The following is a 5,360-nucleotide window of genomic DNA, read 5'->3' as shown; positions in this document are numbered from 1 at the left end:
TATGGTGAACATCAACTACCCACAGATAGCCCGCACCATCAACCTTCAGCAATAACGACCGCATCAGCGGCGCCTTCCCCAGGTCGAAAGACCGGATATAGGAACGGATATATTCCCCTGACTCTTCCATGCTTACACTCGCCTCATCCAACTCAAAAAATACCTCTTTATGGACATACTGGTAAGGAACCCCGTCCAGCCGCTCAAACGAGGTCCGCAAACTCTCGTGACGACGGATCAGACCTGCCAACGCTTCCGATAAACGGTCCCGGTCTACGGTCCTGCCAAGGTAATTCACCATCGGCATATTATAACTTATACTTCCAGAAGCGAATTCCTGCAGAAAAAACAACCGCTTCTGCGCTGAGGATAATCCATAATACGACTTGTCTGCTACATGACCGATCGACTCATAGCCCCCTCCTTCTGCCGACAATGCTCCCAAATAACTTATCAATGAAGCCTTGTGTTCCCTGATTTCATCAAGTATGGAATCATCCATTTCCGTTTCTGAACTGACCATTAATTTTCCGCTTTCTAATGTAATTTGGATATCCATTTGCGAAAGCCGCGAAATAAATTCAAAGATATTTTTGCTCATAGGACTGGTTAAACTGGACAATTATTATTTGTGATGGTATAAGTTCTTTCGAAAACAAGATAAGTGAAATACTCAAAATAAAAGTGTAAAAAATAAAAGTTAAGGCAAAGCATTGTTGAATAAGTACTTTAGTTATCTTGCTATTCACTAAAGTTGATGAAAACGATAAAAACGCTATGTTGCCTGGTTGCAACAATTTGTCTGATATGGGCAATGCAGACCAAATTTGGGAACATCCCTCCTTTGGGCAAGTTTCTTAACCCGGTATCCGGTTTCTGGCAAAACGCCGAAGGGCCGGGAACTCCTCCCCTGACTTCGCTAAAACTTTCGGGCTTAAAAAACAGCGTTACCATAAAATTTGACGACCGCCGCATTCCGCATATTTTCGCAACAAACAATCATGACCTTTATTTCGCGCAGGGATATATAACCGCTAGGGACAGACTGTGGCAAATGGACCTGGAGGTTCGCAGTGCTGCCGGAAGGCTTTCAGAAATAATAGGTCAGGCCGCACTTCCTACTGACTTATACCATCGCAGAATGGGCATGGTATTCGCAGCAGAAAACACGCTAAAGGAAATAATGAAAGATCCCGATAGCAGGTTAGCCATCAATGCCTACTGTGCGGGGGTAAACGCTTACATCCGGCAATTGAATACCAAGAATCTTCCCATCGAGTATAAACTATTAGATTATAATCCGGAAGAGTGGCGGCCTATCAACTCGGCCTTTCTCCTGAAACTTATGTCCGAGACACTGGCGGGTAGTTCAAATGAACTGGCTATGTCCGAAACACTGCAAAGGTTGGGATGGCAAAAAACTGAAGACCTGTTTCCCAACCGCCAGTCCGGTGATGATCCCGTCATTCCGGCCGGCACCCCTTGGAATTTCAAAGCACTAAAGGTACCGGAAAGAACAACATCTACCAGCCCAAATACAGGTATTAGTATGTTAACTAAACCCAAAATAGAGGGTATAGGAAGCAACAACTGGGCGGTTGCGGGGTCAAAAACACAATCAGGCTTTCCGATACTTGCGAATGACCCCCACCTGAACTTAACATATCCTTCGATATGGTATCAGGTTCAAACCACTGCGCCCGGTATTAATGCCAATGGCGTGTCGTTTCCAGGAGCTCCATTTATTATCATCGGCTTCAACAACTGTATCAGTTGGGGACTTACGAATGTGGATGCAGATGTTCTTGACTGGTATAAGATCCGGTTTCGGGATAAAACCAGGAACCAATATTGGTACAACGGCAAATGGTGCAATGTCATAAAACGCCTGGAAACTATCCGCATTCGCGGACAACAAACATTAACCGACACCGTAAGATATACGGTTCATGGGCCGATTGTTTATGACAATCTATCAGCTTCGGGAACCGGCCCCAATTTTGTCCCGGCAGGGAGTGCCCTTCGCTGGATCGCCCATGACCCCTCAAACGAATTCAAGACATTTTATATGCTGAACCGCGCCAGGTCTTATGCTGATTATCGGAATGCATTGACTTTTTACACAGCGCCTGCTCAAAATTTTGTGTTCGCATCGACAAGTAAAGATGTCGGAATCACCGTTGACGGGAAGATACCGTTAAAAAACCAGGGCCAGGGCAAATATATCTTAAACGGGGGCGATACGGCCAGCAACTGGCACGGTTTTATTCCCTTCAACCAATTGCCTGCAGTCAAAAATCCGGAAAGGGGATTTGTAAGTTCAGCTAATCAGTCTTCAACTGACAACACTTATCCATATTATATAAACTGGCGTTTTTCAGGCTATGAAAGGGGCAAACGAATCAACGAACGTTTGGCAGGAATGGGCAAAATCACGATTGATTCAATGCGTATGCTACAACTTGATGATTATAATTTACGGGCCAGGGACATACTCCCATCGATGCTCAGCACGATGACCTCAACCGGATTGAACGACGAACCCAAACTGATTTATAACAAATTGAGCAAATGGTCATACCGATATACACTTCAGTCGATAGAAGCTTCATTCTTCGAACGCTGGTGGCTTAAATTTTACTGGTCAATCTGGGCACGCGATTTCGTGCATGGCACCCACCCATTTTACCCGCCAAGTGCTGACCGTACAGCAGCGTTATTGATCAGGCAACCCAATTCAAGTTGGTTTGACGACCCCAAAACGACAAATCATGAAACTGCCGCTGACGTTCTCAGGTCATCATATCTTGCCGCCTTTCACGAACTGGAGGCGACTTACGGCAAGTTAGGTTCGGCTTGGCAGTGGGGGAAAGTCAAGAAATTTGAGATCAGGCATTTAGCCGGGCTGGAAGGTTTTGGCTCAGGAAATATCGCGACACCAGGCAGTGCTTCCACGATAAACGCTATTATTGACGGGCATGGGCCGTCCTGGCGAATGATTGTAGAAATGGGGCCGCGCGTCAGGGCATATGGGATTTTACCAGGTGGCGAGTCCGGTAACCCGGGTAGCGGTTTTTATGATGATATGTTATCCGACTGGGAAAATGGGCGATTGCCTGAGCTTTTGTTCTTGTCATCCCCAAACGAGACTTCAAACCGAATTATTTCTACCTTAACTTTGAACAAATAACTTATGATCTTTCTAATCATTCTCATCAGCTCCTTTATCTCCAGCTTTTTTCTACCCTGGTGGACTTCTTGCATAATTGCTTTTTTCACGGCATTCCTGATTGGGAAAACAGAGAAGCAAGCATTTTGGTCTGGCTTTTTTTCACAGGCTTTGGTTTGGCTGATACTTATCATAATATCCTCTCTCCCTAATCAATTCGCTTTGGCAGGCAGGGTTTCATCGCTATTCCATCTACCGCATTGGTCATTTCTGGTGTTACTCACAATCTTGCTTGGCGGCGTGGCCGGTGGCCTTCCTTCTTTGTCAGGATTTCTCATCCGCCAGTGGATAAAAAAAGTCTATTTCACCAATTCTTGATATTTTCCTCCCTCAATCTATTCGATTATCGATTATAACTCATAAAGATTTTTTCTTGTCACAACTTTCGACGATTGTGCAAGCCATCCCCTGGCCTGTACGATATGTCCTATGCCTTCCACTGTCGGATACATAAAGAATTCCGCTAAGGAAACAGCAATGGAAAAAGTCTTCCTTATCCTGCTTATCGCGTAAGTTGCTTTCAGGCTGTGTCCTCCTAAACTAAAAAAATCATCATGGACACCAATTGCATCAATGCTAATCCCTAAAACATCCGACCATATTTCGACCAATTTTGCTTCAACCTCATTTCGGGGCGCTACAAATTCAGCTGAGCTAAGAAGGTCTGCCTGACCCGGTACCGGAAGAACTTGTTTGTTGATCTTGCCATTGGAGGTTAATGGTATTCGGTCCAACTGCAGATAATAAACAGGTAACATATAAGATGGAAGACGCTCACTCAAATAAGAATGTAGTTCTTGCCTGTCGATTTTATGTCGACTTACAAAATAAGCGACCAGTTCCTTATCTCCCAAAGAGTTTTCCTTAACCACAACTACCGCCTCCTCCAGTAGATTGTAGCCGCGAATAGCACTTTCAACCTCTCCCGTTTCCACCCGATACCCCCTTATTTTCACCTGGTTGTCCCGGCGCAGGAGGTATTCGATTGTCCCATCCGGATGCCATTTACCTATGTCCCCACTTTTATAAATTTTCAGTCCTGGACGGAAAGGGTCATCAATGAACTTCTCTGACGTAAGTTCAGGGTTATCATCATAACCTTTCGCCAGGTTCCAGCCTCCAATGTAAATCTCGCCGTGAACACCGATCGGTACCAGTTGCATACGTTCATCAAGTATTAATATATACGTGTTATCAACGGGTTTTCCGATACTCGCTTTTTCCGGTATCTCAGCGCGATTGTACCGATAACTCACACCTGTTACCACATGCGTTTCAGAGGGGCCGTAGAAATTATACAATTCAACATCCGGGTTTATTGCAAGAAACCTGCGCATTCCGCCACTGATATAGAGTTGTTCTCCGGTAGATATTACCTCGTTGATTTGGTGTCCCTGGAACTCCTCTCCGTCAAATTCGCTAAATACTACTTTCAATGCGGCATAAGGCATTGATAGTGTACTGATTCTCTCCTTTATAATGTAGTCTTTCAACTTAAACATATCTTTCCTCAACTCTTCGCTGATAATGTGAATCTGTCCGCCGGTTGATAGGGCGTAGAAAACATCGTGGATAGAAGAGTCAAAGCTAAAAGAAGAAAACTGAAGGTGCCGGCCTTGCTGTTGCATTCTAATTGAGTTAATATCCCATAATATCAGATTGTAAAGGGTTCTATGAGTTTGCAATACGGCTTTAGGATTACCCGTTGATCCAGAGGTATAGATCAGAAAAGAAACATCGTCCAGGATGACCTTGGGTTTCGGGGCCTTGCGGTCATCCTTATAGGCTTCAAGTTCCGTGGTAGATATCACTTTTAAAGTATCCTTGTGCTGATCTGAAGGAGTCTCATCACATATCAAAAGATGTAAACTACTTGCCGATATCATAAAAGTAATCCGTTGCAGAGGCATCGATTTGTCAATCGGCACGTAAGCACAGTTCGCTTTCATAATTCCGATCATCGTGACAACCATCCATTCACTACGCTCCAAGAGCATCCCGACCCGATCACCAGGTTTCAGATTTAAATTTAGGACCAGGTATTTGGCCAGCAGATCAGAACGTTCATCGAGTTCCTGGTAGGTCAGCGACTTACTTCCGCTCACAACCGCCGTCTTGTCCCTATGCAGTT

General features: G+C 44.7%; 4 protein-coding genes. 2 read left to right on the top strand and 2 right to left on the bottom strand.

Annotated features, from left to right (window positions below; genetic code table 11):
- The coding region (locus tag LX99_RS25220; protein WP_146203233.1) for a condensation domain-containing protein at window positions 1-601 on the bottom strand (601 nt) is incomplete at its 3' end.
- Window positions 602-757: 156 nt separating this feature from the next.
- Here LX99_RS25220 and LX99_RS25215 point away from each other — a divergent pair.
- Complete coding sequence (locus tag LX99_RS25215; protein WP_109611108.1) at window positions 758-3,190, top strand: penicillin acylase family protein; 2,433 nt, start codon at window positions 758-760, stop codon at window positions 3,188-3,190.
- 3 nt (window positions 3,191-3,193) lie between these two features.
- Window positions 3,194-3,547 (top strand): hypothetical protein, encoded by a 354-nt coding sequence (locus tag LX99_RS25210; RefSeq protein WP_109611106.1) that lies wholly within the window; start codon window positions 3,194-3,196, stop codon window positions 3,545-3,547.
- A gap of 32 nt (window positions 3,548-3,579) precedes the next feature.
- Here the strand turns inward: LX99_RS25210 and LX99_RS25205 are convergent.
- A partial coding sequence (locus LX99_RS25205) for a non-ribosomal peptide synthetase (protein WP_146203232.1) occupies window positions 3,580-5,360 on the bottom strand: 1,781 nt, incomplete at its 5' end.

Source organism: Mucilaginibacter oryzae, assembly GCF_003148845.1.
GTDB lineage: Bacteria > Bacteroidota > Bacteroidia > Sphingobacteriales > Sphingobacteriaceae > Mucilaginibacter > Mucilaginibacter oryzae.
Note: the sequence above shows the minus strand (reverse complement) of the source record. Positions and strands in the feature narration are given on the sequence as shown.